The sequence below is a fragment of the Fusibacter ferrireducens genome, from assembly GCF_015352425.1.
Lineage (GTDB): Bacteria > Bacillota > Clostridia > Peptostreptococcales > Acidaminobacteraceae > Fusibacter_A > Fusibacter_A ferrireducens.
In genome coordinates, this window is record NZ_JADKNH010000003.1 from 292,447 (window position 1) to 314,990 (window position 22,544).

The 22,544-nt window shown below is 37.6% G+C and carries 17 protein-coding genes and 1 other annotated feature; of the genes, 16 read left to right on the top strand and 1 reads right to left on the bottom strand.

Annotated elements, in window-relative coordinates; translation table 11 throughout:
- Position 1: 1 nt before the first annotated feature.
- Positions 2–1,006, bottom strand: a complete 1,005-nt coding sequence (gene hutG / locus ISU02_RS06380; RefSeq protein WP_194700975.1) for a formimidoylglutamase — start codon at positions 1,004–1,006, stop codon at positions 2–4.
- A 200-nt stretch (positions 1,007–1,206) separates the two neighbouring features.
- On the opposite strand from hutG, the gene ISU02_RS06385 reads away from it, so the two are divergent.
- The 16 genes from ISU02_RS06385 to abc-f all read left to right on the top strand — a co-directional run bounded on the left by ISU02_RS06385 (position 1,207) and on the right by abc-f (position 22,333).
- Positions 1,207–4,050 (top strand): EAL domain-containing protein, encoded by a 2,844-nt coding sequence (locus ISU02_RS06385; RefSeq protein ID WP_194700976.1) that lies wholly within the window; start codon positions 1,207–1,209, stop codon positions 4,048–4,050.
- A 68-nt stretch (positions 4,051–4,118) separates the two neighbouring features.
- A complete protein-coding gene (locus ISU02_RS06390; protein WP_194700977.1) occupies positions 4,119–5,594 on the top strand; it encodes a leucyl aminopeptidase in 1,476 nt (491 codons plus the stop codon).
- A gap of 14 nt (positions 5,595–5,608) precedes the next feature.
- Positions 5,609–6,100 carry a ferritin family protein gene (locus tag ISU02_RS06395; protein ID WP_194700978.1) on the top strand — a complete coding sequence of 164 codons (492 nt, stop codon included), beginning with the start codon at positions 5,609–5,611 and terminating at the stop codon, positions 6,098–6,100.
- Between the two features lie 271 nt (positions 6,101–6,371).
- Entirely contained in the window at positions 6,372–7,103 is a 732-nt protein-coding gene (locus ISU02_RS24270) for a DUF2161 family putative PD-(D/E)XK-type phosphodiesterase (RefSeq protein ID WP_194700979.1), read from the top strand.
- A complete protein-coding gene (locus ISU02_RS06405; protein WP_194700980.1) occupies positions 7,100–8,398 on the top strand; it encodes a sensor histidine kinase in 1,299 nt (432 codons plus the stop codon). The genes ISU02_RS24270 and ISU02_RS06405 overlap by 4 nt, the downstream gene beginning before the upstream one ends.
- A gap of 9 nt (positions 8,399–8,407) precedes the next feature.
- Positions 8,408–9,265, top strand: coding sequence for a response regulator (locus tag ISU02_RS06410; protein ID WP_207736207.1), 858 nt, complete (start codon positions 8,408–8,410; stop codon positions 9,263–9,265).
- 162 nt (positions 9,266–9,427) lie between these two features.
- On the top strand, positions 9,428–10,834 hold the full coding sequence (nhaC, locus tag ISU02_RS06415; RefSeq protein WP_194700981.1) for a Na+/H+ antiporter NhaC: 1,407 nt from the start codon (positions 9,428–9,430) through the stop codon (positions 10,832–10,834).
- A 161-nt stretch (positions 10,835–10,995) separates the two neighbouring features.
- A complete protein-coding gene (locus ISU02_RS06420; protein ID WP_194700982.1) occupies positions 10,996–11,697 on the top strand; it encodes a Crp/Fnr family transcriptional regulator in 702 nt (233 codons plus the stop codon).
- 63 nt (positions 11,698–11,760) lie between these two features.
- Positions 11,761–12,022: a binding site (T-box leader), on the top strand.
- 154 nt (positions 12,023–12,176) lie between these two features.
- Entirely contained in the window at positions 12,177–14,618 is a 2,442-nt protein-coding gene (trpD, locus tag ISU02_RS06425; RefSeq protein ID WP_194700983.1) for an anthranilate phosphoribosyltransferase, read from the top strand.
- Positions 14,605–15,774: a tryptophan synthase subunit beta gene (trpB, locus tag ISU02_RS06430; protein ID WP_194700984.1), complete on the top strand. Its 1,170-nt coding sequence runs from the start codon at positions 14,605–14,607 to the stop codon at positions 15,772–15,774. The genes trpD and trpB overlap by 14 nt, the downstream gene beginning before the upstream one ends.
- A complete protein-coding gene (gene trpA / locus ISU02_RS06435) occupies positions 15,761–16,510 on the top strand; it encodes a tryptophan synthase subunit alpha (RefSeq protein WP_194700985.1) in 750 nt (249 codons plus the stop codon). Before trpB ends, trpA begins: the two co-directional genes overlap by 14 nt.
- Positions 16,511–16,940: 430 nt before the next feature.
- Positions 16,941–18,107 carry an alanine racemase gene (alr, locus tag ISU02_RS06440; RefSeq protein WP_194700986.1) on the top strand — a complete coding sequence of 389 codons (1,167 nt, stop codon included), beginning with the start codon at positions 16,941–16,943 and terminating at the stop codon, positions 18,105–18,107.
- Positions 18,108–18,148: 41 nt separating this feature from the next.
- Positions 18,149–19,348, top strand: a complete 1,200-nt coding sequence (locus ISU02_RS06445; RefSeq protein ID WP_194700987.1) for a M20 metallopeptidase family protein — start codon at positions 18,149–18,151, stop codon at positions 19,346–19,348.
- 1 nt (position 19,349) lies between these two features.
- On the top strand, positions 19,350–20,159 hold the full coding sequence (locus ISU02_RS06450) for a M55 family metallopeptidase (RefSeq protein WP_194700988.1): 810 nt from the start codon (positions 19,350–19,352) through the stop codon (positions 20,157–20,159).
- A gap of 42 nt (positions 20,160–20,201) precedes the next feature.
- Entirely contained in the window at positions 20,202–20,324 is a 123-nt protein-coding gene (locus ISU02_RS24100) for a hypothetical protein (RefSeq protein ID WP_267459415.1), read from the top strand.
- A gap of 104 nt (positions 20,325–20,428) precedes the next feature.
- A complete protein-coding gene (abc-f, locus tag ISU02_RS06455; RefSeq protein WP_194700989.1) occupies positions 20,429–22,333 on the top strand; it encodes a ribosomal protection-like ABC-F family protein in 1,905 nt (634 codons plus the stop codon).
- Positions 22,334–22,544 lie beyond the last annotated feature (211 nt).

Genomic DNA, 22,544 nt, shown 5'->3' on the forward strand with positions numbered 1-22,544 from the left:
TTTACAATGCAATATTGTGGTTGTGTGCAATGGCGTTGACTGCTGAAAAGATAAAAGTTGCTGCGAGATTTGCCGTAATATTGTCATGATCAAAACGTGGCGAAACTTCAGCAATGTCAAAGGCAATGACTTTTTTGCTTTTAAAAATATACTTAAAAAATTTCAACAATCGTTCAGGATGCAAGCCCAAGGGTTGACTCGCACTCACTCCAGGCGCAAAGGCTGAAGAAAACACATCCGTACAAATGGTCACATAAAGATGTTTTTTTGATTCGATAAATTGATCTAATCGATCAAATGCGCTTGCTAAGTCACCTTCACCGATATCCTTGGCCATTAAATATTGAATCCCCAGTTTATCCGCAGTTTTAAAGAGATCCACTGTGTTGCCTCTTTTTTGAATACCTATGCAAAAGTAGTTAAAAGGTGTATGATTGAGCACACAGAGGTCTGAAATCTGTCTGAACATTGTACCAGAAGAACCTTGCATTTCATAAGGTCTGATATCAAAATGAGCGTCAAAGTTTATGATACCAAGAGCATTTTGAGCATCAAAATGATTGAGAAGTGCGATGCCTTTATAGGTCCCAAGAGCAACTTCGTGTCCACCGCCTAAGATAAGTGGAAAAAGCCCAAGGGACATGATTTGAGAAATGGCTAAGGCTAAATCGTTTTGAGCAGTTTCAAGATCACCTTCTATACAGTGTACATCTCCTGCATCGAACAATTTGAGTGTAGGTGCAAAACTACAGGGCATATTGCAGAGTTCTTTGCGGACACTATTGGGGCCCTTTGCGGCACCTGTTCTGCCAAGATTTCTTCGAACGCCTTCATCGCTACAAAAACCAATAAAGGCAATCCCAACTTCAAATGCGTTACATGGTTCTAAAGTATTATTTAAATCAAGTGATTGAATCCATTGATGCCATCTAAAAGCATCATAATTTTCTGTATGATCAATTCGACCAGTCCATTTGGACATATCCGGTTTTGTATAATTTTTCATGAGAGCTCCTTGTATAATATCAAGACAATTATTTTGTGGCAAAGCTAATTCTAACAGGTTTGCATCTTTTATGCGTCTATTATGCTCTGGGGCATAATACTTATTTGGAGATACATATATTTAACTTGGAAAATCGTGTTTCTAAATATAAAATAAGGGTATTAGCATAAATGTTATGATGTGTAAAGAGAGGAGGTCATATGAACCGTATGAGTATTCGGCATCAAATTTTAGTACTGCTTATTTTAATGAGTTTTTTAAGTATTGCTATAATTGGCGGTGCAAGTTTATACACGGGGATTAATGCACTTAAATTCGAAACGATAGATAAAACAAGATATGTGCTTGACTCTATGAAAAGCGATTTTGAGAAAAATATTGCTGAAGCAGATAATGTTATGAGTGCATTGGAAACTTTAACTTTGGAATACTTAGATCCGAATGAAATTAAAAATCTGGATTACTTAGAAACCTTTTTGGACTCAGTTGCACCAGAGGTGGAAAGAGAAGCTCAAAATCATATGCAAAGTCATACGGCGTATATTTATATTAATCCCAATCTGACTCATGAGGCGTTCGACGTCTATTACGCGGATCAGGATGGGAATGGTCGTGTTGAAAGACAGACGAATATTCCAATTGAATATTTTAACTGTGATCCTTCAGAAGATAAATCAAAATCATGGTGGTTTGGCCCTGTAGAAACGCACAAACCCTATTGGACGGCGCCTTATGAATGGACTTTTGATAATGGCAATAGCAATGAATTTGTATCTTGCTCCATGCCGATATACGTAGATGATGAACTCTTTGCAGTCATAGGAACAGATATGAATTATGATGTTATTCAAAACAGTTTAACTCTATATAACGCTAGAGCGCTGGGCACTTCTCTGATGTTGGCAAATGATAAGACGCCACTGGCTGAAACAACACCTGGGAATGATTGGTATCTAGATAAAAAGGCTATTGATGAGGCCCTTTTAAACGGTTATACAGAGATGAAAACGCAATCTGGGAAAAAATTGATCTTTTTAAAGGCATTGTCTAATGGTTGGTTAATTGGCATTGAGATAGAATCCTATAAAATCTATCAAAATCTATTAAGCTACAGCATTTTTATTTTAAGTGTGATGCTCTTAGCACAAGTTATTTTTGCGTTGTTAGCCATTAAATTAAGTGATTATATTACAGATCCTATATTGGCCATAATGGCATCCATTAAGGCGTCAAAAGGTCGCATGTATGCACTTGAACTAAGTCAAGGGATCACAAATAGAGGTGATGAAATTGGCGCTTTGGCAAGAACCATTGAAAAAATGTCTTTTGAGATTCAAATGCATATTGAAACAGTTAAAAACCAATCTGAAAAGATTGCTGACGAGGTCTCCATGCGCAAAGATGCAGAAAGTCAACTCTTTTTAATACTTAGAATTTTAGAACAGTCAGATAATGGCGTATTTGTTTTGGATGGCGCCTATAAAATCATCTATGCGAATAAGACTTTTACAGAAATTACAGGATATGAAGTCCAAAGAGGCTTAAGTACTCTTGGGTCGTGTGGCATCAATTTGACAAAAAGTCAAATCGATCAAATTAATCTTGAGAATTCCTTCCAAGACGAAATTGAACAGCTCAAAATAAATGGTGAAGTCTATCCAATGCAGATTTATATGACACGTATTATTGAAAACGAAGTTTATTATCTGGGATTGTTCAAAGATCTTACAGATGTCAAACTCAGCGATCAAAGACTAAATTATTTAAAATACTACGATGCGTTGACAAAACTGCCTAACAAAGTGCTCTTTATGGATTTATCAGAAAAAATGATTCAAGAGAACAGTGCTTTAAGTTATGAATATGCTGTCATTAATATTGACAATTTTAGGCTTTTAAATGGCGTTCTGGGAAGTCAAAATTGTGATCAGATCATTGTTGAAATTTCTAATCGGCTTCATCAAATGGATTTGAAAAGTGGTATCTTAGCAAGAACCGAAGGGGATGAATTCTCAATATTTTACTTGCGAGATCAAGATGAACCTAAGGAGATGCCTCTAAAGGCATTAAAGCAGAAACTGTGTCAACCATACGATATAAATGAAGAGGAAATATATATTACGGTGAGTATAGGTGCCAGCACTTATCTTGGATGTGGTACTGAAATGTGGATGCTTGTGAAAAATGCCAATATTGCTCTTAACCAAGTGAAGGCAAATGGTAAGAATCAAATTATGTATTATGAAAATATTATTAATGAAATTACAAATGAAAATTATATACTTTTAAAAGAACTTAGATATGCTTTAGAGCGCAATGAAATGACTTTAAATTATCAACCGCAAGTGGACAGCAGGACATCAGAAATTATTGGTATGGAAGCTTTGCTAAGATGGCATCACAATGGCGAGCAAATTCCACCAGATCGCTTCATTCCACTTGCGGAAGAGTCAAGACTCATTATTCCAATAGGTGAGTTTGTCATTGACGAAGCCCTATGCTTTTTACGTGAACTCCAAAGTAAAGATATTATGGTCCCAGTTGCAATTAATATTTCCGTAGAGCAACTCAAATTTGAACTGATCTATAAACAAATTAAGCGCAGTATAGAGAGGTATGCCATTGATCCCAAATATATAGAACTTGAAGTGACGGAGAGCGTCATCATAACTGGACGCGAAGAGGCAATAGCCGTTATTGATAAACTTATAGAATTAGGTGTTCGGGTATCCATTGATGATTTCGGCATGGGTTATTCATCGCTGAGTTATCTAAAGCGCTTTAAGTTCCATCGGATTAAACTTGATCGGCTCTTCATAAAGGATTTTCCTGAAAAAGACAATGGGCATATTGCTTCTTTAATCATACAGTTGGCCAACAGTTTAGAAGTTGAAATTGTGGCGGAAGGCATTGAAAAAGAGGTACAGAAGGAATTTTTGTTGACTCGTGGTTGCAATTTTATACAGGGCTATTACTACTCCAAACCGTTATCCAAAGAAAGCTGTTTGGAATATATTAAGAAGAGTTTAAAAATAATTGAGTGAATCCTGTTTATATTAAATGATATGATGGAATAAATAAAGTAATGTATTAGTTTAATAGGAGGCCCGATATGAAATTTGAAATCATGGATAAAATATCCCATATTGAAGATTCAATCGTCTTATTTATGGATGAGACGTTGGCATTTTCTTCAGATATTCCTGAAAGTTTGAGCTTGGAGTTGTCGCATTATGTAAGTCGGTTAAAGTCTAAAAAGACCTATAAAGGCAAAATAGGTGAAATCCACTACGGCACGATTAAAGTGGCGCAGGATTATCTAGATGTTGCAATTTTAGGACTCGGTAATTATGACACTTTTTCAGTGATTAAACTGCAAAATAGTCTGGCTGAGGTCTTTAGAAATCTCAAGGCCAAGAATACGCAAAGTATTTTTGTCATAGGAGAACAGTTGACACATTACATGGACTCCAAAAGAAAGAGGAGTATCTTATTGTCTGAAGTACTTGTGATGGCAGATTATGAATTTTCGGAATATAAAAGTAATTTTGAACCCCAAGCAGTGGAAAATATTTTTCTCTTGGGTGATTTTGATAAAAACTTTGTGGACGAGGGCATCGTTTTGGGAGAGTCCAATAAGATTGCACGACACTTGGTTAATTTACCAGCAAATAAGCTCACACCGATCTATCTGGCTGAACTCGTGAAATCTTATGGAAATATAAACGGTTTTGAAGTCACTGTTGATCATAAAAGTGAGATTGAAGCCCTTGAAATGAGTGCTTTTTTGGAAGTGGCTAAGGGATCGTCGCAACCGCCTGTTTTAATCACAATGAGGTATACAGGTCATCCAGAATCAGATCATAGACTTGGTTTTGTCGGTAAGGGACTGACTTATGATTCTGGTGGTTTGTCCATAAAGTCCACTTCTGGCATGGTGACAATGAAGTCTGATATGGGCGGCGCAGCAGCGGTAATTGGCGCTATGATTGCGATATCTAAATTGAAATTAAAAGTGAATGTCACAGCAGTTGTTGCTGCTTGTGAGAACATGATTTCCGGTGCCAGCTACAAACCAGGCGATATTATTTCATCTATGGCTAAGAAAAGTATCTTTATAGGCAATACGGATGCTGAAGGTCGATTGACTTTAATCGATGCAGTACACTACATCATTGAGAAAGAAGCTGTCTCTGCCGTCATAGATGTTGCCACGCTCACAGGTGCGGCAATTCATTGTCTGGGGCATGATGCCACCTGTGCGGTTTCAAATAATGATGATTATTATGAAGTGGTGCAAAAGAGTTTTGCCAAGTCCAATGAGCATGTTTGGAGATTGCCGATATTGGATGAGTACAAAGAACTTTTAAAACATCACGAAGCGGATTTAACCAACACGGCAGGGTCTCCTGGTACGATAACGGCAGGGTTATTTATTGGTGAATTTGTTCATGATAAACCTTGGGTACATCTTGATATTGCCGGGACAGCTTTTAAAGATAAACAAGCTGGCATTTTCACAAAAGGCGGTACAGGTGTTGCCACAAGGCCACTATACTATGTTGCAAAAAAATTTGCAGCGAAATAAGAAAGGAGAATGAGATGATCGGAAAAGATATTGAGATTTTCAAACAAGCGATTATAAATGAAGTAGAGGGTTATGAATTTTATAAAATGGCTGCTTACAGCGCCGAAAATGATATTTCTAAGAAAACCTTTTTAGATCTTGCAAATGAAGAGTTAAAACACATTGATTGGCTAAAGGATGCACTTAAGAAATTGAGTACAGACCCACAGGACCAAACAACACTGGCATTACTTGAAAACCCGCCTTCGCCGGATATTTTCAAATGGGATAATGTCAGAATAAAACAAGCGAGTATGGCGGTGTCTGTTTTTGGAATCGGCATTGAGATGGAAAGAGCTTCTGTTAAATTTTATGAAGATGCAATGAATAACACTTCATTTGATACGGCTAAAAAAATATTTGAAGTTCTGGCAAAATGGGAAAAAGTTCATTTGGAACAATTTTCTGCAGAGTATGATCGTCTCATTAAAGATTGGTGGAGCGATCAAGGTTTTGAACCTTTTTAAATGAATAGTGAATTGATATGCAAAAAAACTGTCTTGGAGATGCCATTTCTCCAAAACAGTTTTTTTTTAAGATTTGAGCCGAAAGCTGTGATGAGGAATGTTCATCCTCAAAAAGCATCAGCGAAAATCGCAAAAGCATTTGTGAAAATGGGTCTGAAATGTAAATTGATGATTTAAATGCTATTTTATGCAATAAAGATATTATTTATTTGTAGAAATGTCATATATACATTAAAATAGTATTATAAGCAAAGAGAATTTTGGAGGTATAGTGGATAAAATTTATGAGACCTCTTTAAGTGATCCGTGTAAAGCATGGTTAAAGTCAAAGGGATGTGCCGTATCGGCGGAAGTTAAGAGTGTTGATTTATTAGGAATATATACCCGTGAAGAGGAAGAGATTTCAATTGCAATTGAGCTCAAAGTCAAGTTGAACCTTGAACTTATTTTGCAAGCGGTTGAGAGACAAAAAATCGTGGATTATGTCTATATTGCAGTGCCCCACGAATACAAAGTTTTGGAAAGCCCACGGTTTAAAAAAATAAAATTGCTATTGAGGCGACTAAACGTAGGTCTGTTAACGGTTAATTTTAGATCAATTGCGCCTTATGTCACGGAGATTATAGAAGCAAAGCCATATGATTTCGAGAAGAGCAGAAGGTTAGCAGATAAAAAAAAACAGGCGCTTTTAAAAGAGTTTCATTCGAGAATAACGGACTCAAATGATGGCGGCGCCACGAAACGTAAATTGATGACAGCTTATAGAGAGCAATCTCTTTTAATTGCACATTACTTATCACAAGAGCAAGCGCCCATGACGATAAAAGCTTTAAAGGCTGTGGGTGCGCCTGCAAAAGCAGGTGTAATTTTGAGGAATAACCATTATGAATGGTTTGAGCGCGTTTCGACGGGGTGTTATCGATTGACTGAATCTGGCACTGAAGCAGTTGAGACCTATGAAGATATCATACTTAAAATTGTTGGCTTTTCGGAGGACTTATGAATATTGCATCGAAGAAGAATGATAACTGGATGCAAGAATTTAATATTATTCAGATTCAAAAAATAATTGTGATTGCCACAGTGGATGCGATTATATCTGGGTTTAGCATGAATATTTTGCCAACGGCATATACTATAAATTTAGCGGTGGCAATTTTACCCATTTATTATTATTTTGATAGACGTTTAAATCCAGTGTTGACGGCAACATTTATTGCAAGTATAGGCTTGCTTTTTAGAACCTTTACAGGTTATTATTATTATGGCTCATTTGAAGCTGCATTTTGGGCAGATTTTAATTTTCTTTTTTTTGATATGACGTATGGTGTTATTTTTTACCTAATTTTCTATAGAGATGCGCGAAAGACCCTTTTCACGTTGTACTTGGCTGCAATGGCAAGTGACTTTCTTGGTAATGCATCTGAATTTATTTCTAGATATGGGATCATGATGTATACCTCTAATAATGTCATGGCAACACTTTTTTTGGTGGCGGCAATTAGAGGCGTCATTGCAGTAACGCTGTGTGTCTCTATCAATTATTACAATTCATTTTTGAGAAAGGAAGAACATGATGAAAGATATAGGATGCTTTTAAATATTATTTCGGACTTAAAGGGTGAAATCTATTTCTTGCACAGTAATACTGAGCATGTGGAATCTGTTATGGATGAGGCGTTTAGTTTGTACCGAGAGTATGATAAACTAGATGAGGCCAATCGAAAAAATAAGGCATTAAATATCGCAAAAGATGTTCACGAGATTAAGAAAAATTATTTTAGAGTCATTGAAGGTATCGATGAGATTATTTTAAAGGAAAAGCCTAATGATAAATTGTCTTTGAAGGATTTAGCAAAAATTTTGCATTTATCCTTGACGAGACAACTCGAAATGAGTCATGTGCCCATTGTTTTAACTTTTCATGTTCAAAGTGAAGCTTTGATTAAAGAGCACAATTTGTTGATGTCTGTTTTGAGAAACTTAATAAATAATAGCGTTGAAGCCATAGAAAATGGTGGCAAGGTTGAAGTTTTTCACAATGAAAATGAAATGAGGCATGAATTTGTTATAACTGATGATGGTAAGGGCATGTCGCTTGAAATGCAAAACTATATCTTTAATCCAGGTTATTCGACCAAATATGATGATGAGACGGGTAACTCCAATAGAGGTATTGGCTTATCTCTGGTCAAAGATATTGTAGAAAATGTCTTTAATGGCAACATTGAAGTAGAATCAAAAGTGGGAGTTGGCACGCGTTTTAGTGTTACCATTCCTAAAGAATCTATTGAGTAGGGAGGTATTATGAAAATCTATATTGTGGATGATGATATCAGTGTCATTAAAATGTTAGAAGAAATCATTTTAGATGAGGTGCTTGGTGAACTCATTGGTTCGAGTTTAAGCAGTAAAAAAGCACTTGAAGAAATCCCCATTCTTAAACCCGATATTATTCTGTTGGATTTGTTGATGCCTGAAGTGGATGGCACGACACTGGTAGAAATTTTAAAAGAGCAAGAATGCCAATCTAAATTTATAATGATCTCTCAGGTGTCTTCAAAGAAGATCATTGGAGAGGCCTATGAGCGTGGTATTACTTTTTATATCAGCAAACCAGTCAATAAAAGAGAAGTTGCCACAGTGATTAGAAATGTAACAGATAACATTATGATTGAGCAGAATTTAGATAAGATAAAAAAAGTGTTAAATTTTGATAGTCACAATCAGCCTACAGTTTCACCAAGTAGTGTCACTGGACAACAGGATAGCCTTGAGAAGAAAATTAAAGTTATTTTTAGTCGCCTCGGTATTTTAGGGGAATCTGGATGTGACGAGATGATTAAACTCTGTAAATATATTAAGGAAGGCAAGATCAGTCTAACTTCTAATAAGCTCAAGGATATCAGCAATGAAATATCAGATAATCCAAAGGCCATGGAACAGCGAATTAGAAGGGCCATTAATAGAGGCTTGAGTAATATCGCAAGCCTTGGTATTGAAGATTACTTGAATGAAGTTTTTGTAAAATATTCCAATACTCTATTTGATTTTGAACAAGTTAGACTTGAAATGGAGTATTTACGCGGTAAAAAAGCCTATGGTGGTAAAATAAATATAAAAAAATTCATAGATAACTTAATTCTATTAGTGGACGAAATGTGAGTATTAGCAATGCTTTCATATAGATTGTCCTATAATGATGTGCAATGATATTTCCGAAAAGTCAGAAAATTCAAAAAGACTTCAAATCTTTTTGAATTTTTTTTATTTATTTTGAACAGGTTACGTATAATGAACGTATCTTTTAAAAGGGGGGATTTGCGCATGCAAACGAAAAAAGTATCACCATGGATAGCACTTATTCCAGTAATTTTTTTACTTGTAACGTTATCTTACACGATTCTTATACTTGAAGGATCGCCACACATTCCTTTGATGACGTCTGCAATTTTTGCTTCTTTGGTAGCCATGTTTATGTTGGGTGCAGAATGGAGTGAAATCGAAGAAGGGATTGTGGAAACAATCAAAATGTCTATGGGGGCTATTCTTATTCTGATGATTATTGGTATGGTTATCGGCACATGGATTTTGTCAGGTGTTGTACCTACGATGATCTATTATGGTCTTAAAATCTTGTCTCCAAAGATTTTTTTACTTGCAACGCTTTTAATGTGCTCCATTGTTTCTCTATCGACGGGGTCGTCATGGACGACTGCTGGAACCGTCGGTGTGGCATTGATGGGGGTTGGAATGGGTCTTGGCATTCCTTCGCCAATGATTGGTGGGGCTATTATCTCAGGTGCATACTTTGGTGATAAAATGTCTCCACTCTCTGATACAACTAATCTTGCACCGGCAATGGCAGGCGCGAAGTTATTTGATCATATTAAGCACATGCTCTTCACCACAGGGCCATCTTATATTATCGCAGGCATTGTATTTCTTGTTTTGGGTTTTCAATTTGGTAATAATGCAATGGATTTGACGATTATAGATGAAATGAATCAAGGCCTATCTCAAGGTTTTAATCTCAATCCACTGTTATTATTAATTCCACTAATCGTAATTGGTATTGTTGTCATGAAGGTTCCTGCAATTCCAGGTCTCTTTGGCGGCGCAATTATTGGTGGTTTTGCAGCTATGATCTTCCAAGGCTCCACAATAGGAGATGTCGTAAATGCACTTCATAGTGGCTATGTCTCTACTACAGGGGTTGCGTCTGTGGATGAGTTATTAACACGAGGCGGTCTCAATAGCATGATGGGTACAGTGGCATTAATACTCTGTGCTATGGCATTTGGTGGCGTTATGGAAAAAACGGGCATGCTCGAAGCGCTTGCAAATGTCGTTTTACACTTTGCAAGAAGCACTGGACAATTGGTTGTTGCTGTTATTGGATCTGCAGTGTTCATGAACTTAGTTGCAGGAGATCAATATTTGGCAATTGTCATTCCAGGTAGAATGTACAAAGAAGCATTTGAACGCAAAGGATTAGCACCTAAAAATTTATCTCGAGCGCTTGAAGATTCTGGTACTTTAACGTCATCGTTAATTCCGTGGAATACTTGTGGCGCCTTTATGATTGCCACACTTGGACTTGCGCCTTGGACTTATATTCCATTCTGTATTCTAAATCTTGTCAATCCATTGGTTTCAATTTTCTATGGCTTCACAGGGATTACTATGGAAAAATTAGATGAAAATGCTGAGGTTCAAACAGAAATTGCGTAAATAATTTTTGAAATGGAAGCCCCGGATCATATGATTTGGGGCTTTTATGCGCGTGCATAGCCTAAGACAAGAGTGTACCAAATCATGATGTGAGATTAGGATACATAATTGTAACCAAAAATGTTATTATAACCATAGAATAAAGCATAAAAGAGGTATCGATGAAATCCATTAATCAAGAAATCATAAGTGTACTAGAGTCTATTCCGCTTTTTAGAGGTATTGATCGTCAAGACATTGTCAATATGCTTGGCTGTTTAAATCCAAGAATGAGTTCATATCAAAAAAACCAGCCCATTGCCTCTATAGGAGATCCTTTTTTGGGTCTTGGGATTATTTTAGAAGGTGAAGTGATTGTTGCCAAGGAGAATATCGCTGGCAATAGGATGATTATAACTGTACTTAAAAAAGGTGATATGTTTGGTGAGATGATGAGCTTTTCAATGCATACGACATGGATTGCAGCAGTCACGGCTCAAACACAATCCCAAATTATATTTATCTCACCTGAAAAAGTGATTAGTCAATGCGAAAAGATGTGCTCTGGACATAAAAAATTAATAGAAAATATACTTGCAATTATGGCTAAAAAAGCACTGCTTTTAAATCGAAAAGTTGAGTATTTGACGATAAAGACTCTTAGAGGCAAACTTTGTGCCTATCTTCTGGAAACACAAAAGAGAACACAGGATGTTTTCTTTGAACTGCCAATGAATAGAGATGAAATGGCGGATTTTTTTAATGTGGCAAGGCCCTCAATTTCTCGCGAATTGAGTAAAATGCGAGAAGATGGGTGGATTGATTTTCACAAGTCCACTTTTAAAATTTTAAATGTGGATCAATTAAAAAACTATATAGAATAATTTTTTTAGAAAAAAGTATTGACATTTTATTGGATTAAGTTAAAATGATACGTAACAATATAACCTAAAACATTGATTAAGAGTAGTAGTTGTGATAGCACCTTTTAGAGAGTCAGCGATTGGTGAAAGCTGATAGGGAAAATAGCAATGAATGGACTTATGAGTGCAATCTGAAATTGAGTAGGTACGCCGGGTGCTCCCGTTATAGAGTACAGAAGTTGATGGACTTCGAAGAATCATGAGATTGGCATATATCTCACACCTTTTTGCAGGTGTGAGATTTTTTTTACTTAAAGGTGGCATAGCGAGAAACCTCGTCCTTTTAACATAGGATGGGGTTCTTTTTTTTCAATAAAATGCAATATGTGAATGTTTGTATGTTTTAAAGTGAATATTTGAACAGTGGTATAGGATTGATGACTCTGAAGTGTTCAGAGCATTTAAGACAAAATAAGATTGTAGAAGGGAAGGGGAAAAATATGTTCGATAAAGTAACGCGTAGAGAATCTTTAAACTATGAAGAATCCATTCTGCTTGCAGATGATGTGCTGAATAAGCGCATGGCAGATGACAAGATTGAGACGGTTTTAATAGAGCTCAATCAAAAAGGAGAGACTTATCATGAAATCGCTGGTTTTGCCACTGCAATGAAACAAAATGCGAAATCATTTGAAACGGCTGGGCTCAATATCATGGATACTTGTGGGACAGGTGGCGATGGCCTCGAGACATTTAATATCAGCACAGCAGTGGCTTTCGTACTTGCTGCAGCAGGGATTCGCGTTGCAAAGCACGGGAACAGATCTGTTTCTTCGAAGTGTGGCAGTGCAGATATTCTAGAAGCCATGGGCATTGATTTGCAATTGAGCACACGAGAAAATGAAAATCTATTTAGGGAAGAGGGCTTTTGTTTCTTATTTGCACAATCCTATCATAGGAAAATGAAAACAATTATGCCAATCCGGAAAAAGATTGGCAAGCCAAGTATCTTTAATATCATAGGGCCTTTGTCTAATCCTGCGCGTGTGACGCATCAAATGATTGGCGTTTACACACCTGAATTATTGCAACCCGTTTATGAAGCGATGAAAATGATTGGGCTTAAATCAGGTGCAGTGGTACATGGATACGGTGGCATGGATGAGCTATCCCTAGAAGGTGAAAATGAGATCTTATATTTCCGAGAGGGCAAAGAAGAGCATCTTGTGATTGATCCAGTGCATTATGGATTTGAGAGAATAGAGAACAAGCAACTGAAAGGGGGGACTAAAGAAGTTAATTTAAAAATAATGCGAGAGCTTTTATTAGGGGAAGAATCGCCCTATAAAGAAGCCGTGATACTAAATGCCGGATTTTGCATTTATCTCAACGAGTATGCAGATTGTATAGAAGAAGGCATAAAAATAGCGCGTACACTTATTGACGAAGGACACGTTAGAACAAAGGTGAATTCAATTTTGAAGACACAAGCTTATTTAAAAGCCAATACCATTCTAGATGAAATATTTGAGTATAAGAAACAAGTGCACAACTCTGAAGTCATAACACCGCTTTCAGAGCAGCAGGCCCAAAGTGATTCTACAAAAAAGAGAGCAAAACTGAGTACGTTGCTCAAAGCCTCTAGAGCACTCTATCTTAAAGAACAGCATCATTGTTCTTACCCTATTATCGGGGAAATCAAGAGGGGTTCGCCTTCAAAGGGCAAATTCACAGAGGCGCTTGATATTGAAGCTGTAATACAGCATTATGAAACTTTAAATGTAGTGGGCGTTTCTGTTTTAGTAGATCAAAAATATTTCTATGCACATGAAAATGATGTAGATGTCGTGAGTCAATTAACTGAAAAACCTATTTTATACAAAGAGTTTATCGTTTCTGAGGCGCAGATTCAAATGGCCAAATACAAAGGGGCTTCAACGATTCTTTTAATTGCCAGAATGTTGTCTGCAGAAGTCCTTCAAAATTTGACCGACACGGCACATGAGTTAGGTCTCGAAGTGCTTATGGAAATTCATCAGGCAGATGAGTTCGAAAAAGTGCAGGGGATTGATTTTGATATACTGGGCATTAACAATCGCGATTTGCAAACTTTTAAAACAGATATTAATGTGTCGGTGAATTTATATGCTGCGCTTTCACTGGAATCCTATGACAAACCGATTATCAGCGAAAGTGGGATTACCAGTCTTGAAGAGATGGATTATTTAATCAAAATAGGCTTTCACGGTGTCCTCATGGGTGAAAATTTGATTAAAAGTATTGCGCCAACTGGGATTAAAATTTGTGGAATCAAAAATGTTGAAGATGCAAGACTTGTTGCCGAAAGCGGTGCGGATTATATTGGGCTTGTGTTGGCAGAGAGTAAGCGTAAAGTTACGCTGGCACAAGCGGGTGAAATTATAAGTGCAATAAAAGAGCAAGACATTAAAAGTGTTGCTGTGTTTAAGGATCAAAGTGTGGCGGAAATTAACAGCGTCATAGAGGCAGTTCCCTTTGATATGATACAGATTCATGGGACATTTGATGATTATGAAGCACTGATGAGGCCTGTTGAAATTATAAAAGCTTTCAGCCACGAGGAAGTTCTAGAAATAATTGCTGAACATAAAGACCTTAAAGGTCATCCAATGGTGAATTACTATCTCATAGATGCAACGGTTCCAGGATCAGGTAAAACATTTGATTGGACACTTTTAGAGCAAATGAATTCGAATAAGCCGCTTATTATTGCTGGTGGGTTGACCTCTGAAAACGTAGGGACATTAATCCATGCATATCACCCTTTTGCTGTGGATGTCAGCTCGGGGGTTGAACAAGAGGGCGAGAAAAACAAAGATAAGATCTATCAATTTATAAATAAATGTCATTCAGCAGATGAATGTAAACGCATAAAGGGAGGCGTAAGCTATGAAGTACGGTGAATATGGCGGTCAGTATATTTCGGAAATTTTAATGGAAGCTGTGATTGAACTCGAAGAGACTTTCACAAAACTTAAAGAGGATCGCACGTTTATAGAGTCTTTTCAATACTATATGAAGCAATATGTAGGCAGGGAAAATCCGCTTTACTATGCTGAAAATTTCAGTAAAAAGTGTGGGGGTGCAAAAGTTTATTTAAAGAGAGAAGATTTAAATCATACAGGTGCCCATAAAATTAACAATGCCATAGGACAAGCATTAATTGCCAAGCACATGGGGAAAGAAAAGGTAATTGCTGAGACCGGTGCAGGCCAGCACGGTGTGGCAACTGCCACGGCATCGGCATTATTGGGGCTTAAATGCAAGGTCTTTATGGGTGAAGAGGACATGAGACGCCAAAAATTAAATGTGTTCAAAATGGAGTTGCTTGGCACAGAAGTGGTGCCGGTGACATCAGGGAGTCGTGTTTTAAAAGACGCGACAAATGAAGCGTTGAAGTATTGGGCAGCGAATATTGAAGATACGCATTATATCATTGGCTCTGCAATTGGACCGGCACCATATCCTAAAATTGTAAAGTACTTTCAAAGAATTATAGGCAGGGAAACGATGGCTCAACACTTTGAGCAGGAAGGTAAAAATCCAACTGCAATCATTGCCTGTGTAGGCGGTGGTAGTAATGCGATCGGCATGTTTGAACCCTTTATAGATTTAAAAGAGGTAAAGCTCTTTGGGATTGAAGCCTCGGGTAAAGGCATTGATTCTGGGGAACATGCGTGTTCAATCAACGGTGGCAGAATTGGGATATTACATGGCACAAAGACTTATTTGCTACAAGATGAGGATGGGCAAATAGAAGAAGCGTACTCGATTTCAGCAGGTTTAGACTATCCTGGCATAGGGCCTGAACACAGTCATCTAAACGATATTGGTCGCGTCAAATATTATCCAATAAGTGACAGAGAAGCTTTAGAAGCATTTGACATACTGTGTAAATGCGAGGGCATTATACCTGCACTTGAAAGTGCACATGCAGTTGCATATGCTTTAAAACTGGCACCTCAAATGAGTCCAGAAGAGACGATTGTCGTCAATCTATCTGGCAGGGGCGATAAAGATGTCGAAACGATAAAGGAGTATTATGATGAAAACAATTAATACCGTATTTGAGAATAATAAAAAAGCGCTTATATCCTATGTCATGGTAGGTGATGGTGGCTTTGAAGCAAGTCTGGATTACGCTCGATTTCTGATTGACAGCGGCATTGATCTATTAGAACTTGGCATGCCTTTTTCAGACCCAGCAGCTGATGGGGAGACCATTTTAAATGCAGGACTAAGGGCGCTGAAAGCCAAGACGACTTTTAAGGATGTCATCCGTTTTGCTGAAACAATCCATGCTGAGACGGATATGCCAATGGTGGTTATGACTTATCTCAATCCTATTTATCAATTTGGCTTCGAAAAAGCCTGTGAATTGCTCTCTAAGGCAGGCGTGCAGGGTGTTATTATTCCCGATCTACCACATGAAGAATCAGCTGAATTTAAAAGGATTGCAGATCGATATGAAATGAATATCATCCCTTTAATTGCACTTACAACAAGTGAAAATCGTGTTAAAGAAATTGTCAAAGAGAGCAAGGGATTTATATACCTAGTTGCCGTTAAAGGGATCACTGGTACGCAAAGACCAGATTTAAAAGAAGTGACCTTTATGACCGATAAGATAAAAAAATATACTCAAACACCTGTAGTTGCAGGTTTTGGAATTAGAAGCAGAGAGGATATCAATGATTTTAATCAGGTGGTAGATGGGGTTGTCATTGCGAGTCGATTTATTGATTTGAGAGAATCCGGAAGGTTGGCAGAAATTAAAAACATTATCAATATCTAATGACTATGTGCAAAGACAGAGATTGTGGCTGTTGAGTAACATTGAACCCAAGGGGCTGTTGTAAAGCAGCCTTAAATTAAAATGACTAGAACAAGATCCATCGGGATTTTATTCTAGTCATTTTTTTATCAAAATAAATAGACTTTTTTGAGGGGCCATCTCGAAAATGAGTTGTTAGAATAAGAGAAAACTGCTACGATTATCATAAAAGCAAGATGATTATGATAAACTGCTACGATTGCTGTAAAACCGTTAAGAGGAGAAAATGTATAAAGTGCTTTATGTCCTATAAACAGGAAGTATATTCTGTATTGTAGGAATGCTTAAGGCCATTGAACTTAAAAAACACGCATTTGCAGGATTGTAACTTTAGAGAAAATGGCATTAAAATTGCTTCAATAATCAGTAGGGTTTATTTTAGGAGGCGAAAATGCATACAAATAGTACATATGATGTTAAAGGGACTAGAGCTGAGATTAATCTCAGTTTTTTAAAGAAAAATTTTGATGAGATCAGAAAAAATATAAGATCGAATGTGTTAATAGCAGGTGTCGTTAAAGCAAATGCGTATGGACATGATCTGCACACGATGTCTGATGAGCTGATTGCACTGGGTTGCGATTATCTCATGGTTGCCAATTTGAGAGAAGCACTTAGCATTAGAGCACATATTGAAAAATCAGGCGTAAAGGCATCGGTGCCAATAATGGTAATGGGCGTCACTACACAAGATGATTTTAAACGTGCTGTAAAGGCTGACATTACGCTTACGATTTTTACGTTAGAAGATGCAAATTTACTCAATGATGCGGCATTAAGTTTAAAAAAGACAGCAAAGGTCCATGTTAAATTGGACACTGGGTTCAATCGGCTAGGTTATAAAGATCATCACCTGGCCGTTGAGGACATTCAGAAAATGATACAAATGCAGGCGATTATGGTGGAGGGGTTATTTACGCATTTAGCCCTTAAAGATCGTGATTCTGATGCGATTCAGTTTAATCGGTTTGATCATGTCATTCATGCATTAGAGGCTAAGGGCATAAAAATACCTATAAAGCACGCTTGTGATAGTATAGGGACAATTGCATATCCTGAAAGACAATACGACCTCGTGAGGATGGGGGCGCTTTTATATGGCTATTGCAGTAGACCGACACCTTTTGAACTCATACCGATAATGACTCTCAAAACCAACATATCGGCAATCAAATGGATAGAAGCAGGAGAAGGCGTGAGTTATGACTATACTTATATGGTCAATGAAAGGCGTCTCATTGCAACATTGCCTGTGGGATATGCTGACGGTGTTCCAAGAGCACTTTCAAATCAAGGTTATGTTATTATAAATGGCATGAGAGCACCGATTGTAGGCCTAATGTGTATGGATCAGTGCATGGTGGATATCACTGCTATCCCCAATTGCAAAATTGGCAGTGAGGTGATCTTGTTTGGCAGCGCATTATTGCCTTTAGGTGTTTTGGCATCACTGGCTAAAACGAATCGCAATGAGATACTCAGCAGAATTTCAATGCGCGTACCAAGAGTTTATTATAGAGATCAGGAGATCTGTAAAATTGTCGATTATCTACTATGATTCTCTATCGTAAGAGAACACTTATTATGCAGGAGGACAATATGTATTTAGAAAATCCGTCATTTTTAAAAATTAAAGATTTAGAACCTTGGCTTATAGAAACAAGGCGCAAAATTCATATAAATCCTGAACTCAGCGAACGAGAACAGGAGACACAGGCGTTTATTGAAGCATTGCTAGATGAAATGGGTATTGCGCATAAAAGATATGCGGATACAGGCGTGGTGGCTGTTTTAGAGGGAGGCGTGCAATCTGAAAATATGCGCGTAGTTGGCATTAGAGCAGATATAGACGCATTGCCGATAAATGAGCGCATCCTGTCGCCATATCGTTCTGAAAAACCAGGTGTTATGCATGCTTGTGGGCATGATGCACACACGACAATACTCCTAGGAACACTTAAGTACTTAAAAGAACATCAAGACAGCTGGTCGGGTACAGTTAAGGGATTTTTCCAGCCTGCTGAGGAAACCATCGGTGGTGCCCAGAGAATGGTTGCTGAAGGCTGTATGGATAGTCCGAAAGTAGATTTCGTTTTAGGATTACATGTGATGCCCTATCTAGAGGTAGGTCAGATTGAAACAAGGGAAGGCAAACTCAATGCGGCCTCCGATGGATTGAAAATTGTGGTTAAGGGTAAATCAGCACATGGTGCGTATCCCGAGAAAGGTGTCGATGCCATCAATATATCTGCTCAGATTCAGATTGCAATTGCAAATCTCATGAGCCGCCAGATATCACCATTGGATCAAGCCGTGGTCTCAATTAATCAAATTAGAGGCGGTGTGAAAGACAACATCATATGTGATGAGGTGATCATGTCAGGGATGATGAGAACTTCAGATGAAACGCTCAGGGGTGCTTTAAAGGACAAAATCACACGAGTAGCAGAGGGCATAGCACATTCAAATGATGGTGAAGTGGCGGTGTCTTTTAGTGAAGGATACCCTGCACTGGTAAATGATGTGGCGGTTGCAAGGCAAATTAAGAAGATCGCAAGTCAATGTTTAGGGGAAGAAAATGTGTTTGAGAAAGAGGCACCTTCACTGGGCGTAGAAGACTTTTCCTTTTTTTTAGATCGTGCACCGGGTGCTTTCTATCACTTAGGCTGTGGCAATAAAGAGAAAAATATAACCTCTTCATTGCATACAGACACGTTCGATATAGATGAGTCTTGCTTGGCAGTGGGTGTGTTCTTGCAATGCGAGATGAGTCTTTCAATACTTAAAAAGGAGGCGTAAGATGAAACTATATGTAAGTTCTGACATGGAAGGTATTGCAGGTGTAGTCAGTTGGGACGAGGTCAATAAAGGTCAAAGTGAATACGTGTGGGCATGTGAGCAAATGACTCGAGAAGTGCAGGTGGTTTGCGAAACGGCTATGGCACTAGGCAGTGAAAAGATATTGCTGAAAGATGCGCATGATACAGGGCGCAATATTGATATTTCAGAGTTGCCAAAGGGTGTTTTAATAAATAGGTCGTGGTCTAGAGACCTTCTCGTTATGATGTCAGGTGTGGATGAAGGCTATGATGCAGTAATATTCACTGGATATCATGCAGGTGCTTATTCTGATGGCAATCCATTGGCGCATACGATTAACGCTACAAGTATGAAGTGGATTAAGATGAATGGCGTTCTTGTAAGTGAGTTTATGATGAATGCTTATACAGCTGCTTATTATAAGGTTCCTGTGATTGTAATTACAGGAGATCAAGCAATTTGCCAAGAGGCGAAACGGTTAATTCCAGAAATTACGACTATTGCCGTTAAAAGCTGTAAAGGTGGGGCGTGTACCACAATGACTGGCAATCACGCTTTAGCTGCAATTGAAGAGGGGACTAAAATTGCCCTTAAAAAATTTAAGGCGTCACCAAGTGCCTGTATGCTTTCTATACCAGAAAAAATGACTTTTGAAATCAACTTCACAAATGCCGCGCTAGCTTACAGAGCTTCTCAATATAAAGAGGTGGAACTTGTTGATGCCTGTACGATCAGATATTCAACGACAGATTATTATGAGTTTCTTAGAATGTTTTTCTTTGCATGTTGAAGTTGTATGAACATTGTGCTATAGTGTTTTTGGAGGCGTTGTATGTTCTTATATGAAAACAGAAATCAATTGGATAGATTAGAACATTATATTGCGAATATTTCAGCATATTCTGCATATCTTGTAGGGGAAGTCTGTCCAAAATTGAGGTTTTTATGTGAGTAAGACATCGCGATGTTAGTCTTTTAACCCGTGTATTTACTTGCACGGGTTTTTTTGTGCCAATTTATAGGCATTCATAAAACCTCTTATAAAATGAGGAGTATAAAATGATTAAAATAGGATTTAGTGAAATAGAAAAATATTATGGTGCAAACAAAGTTTTGGATCAATTGACATTTGATGTACATGAATCAGAAGTTGTTGGTATACTTGGTGCAAATGGCGCAGGTAAAACGACTCTTTTTAAATTATTGCTTGGAAGTGAAAAATGGGAATCCGGTCAAATTTTTATTTCAAAACAAGCTAAAATAGGCTTGCTTGAACAGATTCCGAAAGTGAACCCAGAAATATCAGTCCGAATGTACTTGCAATCTGCTTTTAATGAACTCATCGATATTCAAAGAGAAATGAAATTTCTTGAACAACGCTTAATGACTGAGCAAGATGAAACACTCATTCAGAAGTATGGAAAGCTTCAGACGGCATTTGAACTTGGCAATGGATATGAGGTTGAAGATAAAATAGATCAGATCTGTAAAACCCTTAGTATTTCAAATGAGATGCAAGCACAATTCTACATGAAGTTAAGTGGTGGTGAAAAAACGCGTGTCAATCTGGCAAAAATATTACTTCAGGACGTCAATGTGTTGCTGTTGGACGAACCTACCAATCATCTGGATCTTGACACCATAGAGTGGTTAGAGTCCTTTCTGATGACTTTTAAAGGAATTGTGCTGATCATCTCTCATGACCGCTATTTTCTCGATCAAACTGTGACGAGAATCGTCGAGATCAAAGCGGGCAAAGCTGAATTGTACGGCGGCGGATATACTTTTTACGCTTCAGAGAAAGAATTGAGATATGAGCAACAGTTAAATCATTTTGAGCAAAATCAAAAAAAATTAAAACAGCTGGAAGCAGCTGCTAAGAGATTGCATTTGTGGGCGACGCAGGCGGATAATCCCAAATTGCATAAACAGGCGTTCGCCATAGAAAAGCGTATTGAACGAATGCCCAAAATTGAAAAGCCGCTTAAGGAGAGTGCCATTAAGAATCAATTTACGGCGTCGTCGCTACGCAGTAAAGAGATGTTAACATTAGAAGGCGTTTGTAAGTCTTTTGGAAATCAAAAGATATTGGATGGATTAACAGCTAAAGTATTTTATAAAGATCAAATTGCTATTCTTGGAGACAATGGCTCTGGTAAATCGACCCTTCTTAAGTTGATCATGGATCAGTTGAATTTAGATTCAGGTGTTGCTGAGTTTGCTCCGAGTGTCAATGCGGCCTATTTGCCTCAGGAAATTCATTTTGACAATCCCAATATGACGGTATTGGAATTCATTATGGATGCGCTTTCTTTGACTGAAGGGCAGGGAAGAGCTGTTTTGGCCAGTTATAAATTTCAACAAGAAATGGTTTTTAAGAAGATCGGGACCTTATCAGGCGGTGAGAAAACAAGATTAAAACTCTGTGAAATGATGCAACTTAAGGTCAATTTTTTGTTGCTAGATGAACCTACCAATCACTTGGATTTAAAGTCTAGAGAATGGATTGAAGATTCTATTGAAGAATACACTGGAACACTTGTATTCGTGTCTCATGACAGACATTTCATCAATAAATTTGCCAAGAAGATTTGGTGGTTAAAAGATCGAAAAATAACATTCGTCGATGGGGACTATGAAAAATATAGAGCGGAAAAGCAAATGCTCCAGTTAGCGGATGAAGCCATTGGAAGTGGGGGTAAAGAGGCCCTTTCAATAGTAGAAGAAAAGAGAGCATCCCATTTTTTACAGGATACCAATAGCACCAAAAAGAAAAATACTTTTATGATAGAAAAATTGGAAAGGGAAATGCAGGATATTGAAAATCAAATTGAAACGATAGAGGAGACTATAAAATCACGATTTGATGATTATCAAAGCATTCAAGCCTTGATGGCACGCAAAACAGAGCTAGAAGAAAAATATGTGGCTGTTTTTCAAAAATGGGAAAATTATATTTCTTAAACTTAAGTGGATTGCATTTATTCGATAATTTAGAATATAGTGGGTATAAGAACAATGTCAGTATTTGGCATTGTTTTTTTTATCAAACAACAAGATTTGAGCCAAAAGCTGTGAAGAGGTATGTTCACCCTCAAACAGCGTCAGCGAAAATCGTTTTGAGACATCGAGCGATGGGTCAAATGTTGTTATATCGTTATCGTGTATTATGTAA

Bases quoted from the DNA above. Each gene is read 5' to 3' on its own strand.
- hutG (WP_194700975.1), bottom strand. From the start codon at position 1,006: ATGAAAAATTATACAAAACCGGATATGTCCAAATGGACTGGTCGAATT.
- ISU02_RS06385 (WP_194700976.1), top strand. From the start codon at position 1,207: ATGAACCGTATGAGTATTCGGCATCAAATTTTAGTACTGCTTATTTTA.
- ISU02_RS06390 (WP_194700977.1), top strand. From the start codon at position 4,119: ATGAAATTTGAAATCATGGATAAAATATCCCATATTGAAGATTCAATC.
- ISU02_RS06395 (WP_194700978.1), top strand. From the start codon at position 5,609: ATGATCGGAAAAGATATTGAGATTTTCAAACAAGCGATTATAAATGAA.
- ISU02_RS06405 (WP_194700980.1), top strand. From the start codon at position 7,100: ATGAATATTGCATCGAAGAAGAATGATAACTGGATGCAAGAATTTAAT.
- ISU02_RS06410 (WP_207736207.1), top strand. From the start codon at position 8,408: ATGAAAATCTATATTGTGGATGATGATATCAGTGTCATTAAAATGTTA.
- nhaC (WP_194700981.1), top strand. From the start codon at position 9,428: ATGCAAACGAAAAAAGTATCACCATGGATAGCACTTATTCCAGTAATT.
- ISU02_RS06420 (WP_194700982.1), top strand. From the start codon at position 10,996: ATGAAATCCATTAATCAAGAAATCATAAGTGTACTAGAGTCTATTCCG.
- trpD (WP_194700983.1), top strand. From the start codon at position 12,177: ATGTTCGATAAAGTAACGCGTAGAGAATCTTTAAACTATGAAGAATCC.
- trpB (WP_194700984.1), top strand. From the start codon at position 14,605: ATGAAGTACGGTGAATATGGCGGTCAGTATATTTCGGAAATTTTAATG.
- trpA (WP_194700985.1), top strand. From the start codon at position 15,761: ATGAAAACAATTAATACCGTATTTGAGAATAATAAAAAAGCGCTTATA.
- alr (WP_194700986.1), top strand. From the start codon at position 16,941: ATGCATACAAATAGTACATATGATGTTAAAGGGACTAGAGCTGAGATT.
- ISU02_RS06445 (WP_194700987.1), top strand. From the start codon at position 18,149: ATGTATTTAGAAAATCCGTCATTTTTAAAAATTAAAGATTTAGAACCT.
- ISU02_RS06450 (WP_194700988.1), top strand. From the start codon at position 19,350: ATGAAACTATATGTAAGTTCTGACATGGAAGGTATTGCAGGTGTAGTC.
- ISU02_RS24100 (WP_267459415.1), top strand. From the start codon at position 20,202: ATGTTCTTATATGAAAACAGAAATCAATTGGATAGATTAGAACATTAT.
- abc-f (WP_194700989.1), top strand. From the start codon at position 20,429: ATGATTAAAATAGGATTTAGTGAAATAGAAAAATATTATGGTGCAAAC.